At 52.7% G+C, this 421-nt stretch carries 1 protein-coding gene; it reads right to left on the bottom strand.

What is annotated here, in order from left to right:
- Positions 1-421, bottom strand: a 421-nt coding sequence (locus K9U40_RS24125; RefSeq protein WP_282892573.1) for a hypothetical protein, incomplete at both ends; no start/stop codon positions are given.

Raw genomic sequence — 421 nt, forward strand, 5'->3', positions numbered from 1 at the left:
ACTTAATGGTGTCGCCAGGGCGATAACTGGCTTTATCCAGTTTCAGCGTGACACGGTCGGGTCGCACTGCGCCGCTACCGTCGCTGTTGTCCTGCCAGCTATAGCCAGCCCAGAAACGAACACTACTGACCGCTTCATTCGGCGCTTTGACTTCCAGACGATAAGCGCCCCACTCTACCGGAAAACTGACCTTGCCGGTTTCGTCCGCTTTCAGATCCAGAGTTTGTTCATTTTCGATCAGATCTTTTTGATCAAACTGTGACTGCCAGCCTTCATCTTCTGACCAGTTCCAGTAGTAATCGCGGCGTTCGCGAATCAGGCGCACCTGCAAGCCCGACACGGCTTTTTTCACGCCTTGCGCATCGCTATAAACGATGTCAAAAGCGGCGTTACTGCCTTCATCAACAATGGGCTGTTTCAC

The organism is Xanthobacter autotrophicus (assembly GCF_030015065.1).
Lineage (GTDB): Bacteria > Pseudomonadota > Alphaproteobacteria > Rhizobiales > Xanthobacteraceae > Xanthobacter > Xanthobacter autotrophicus_D.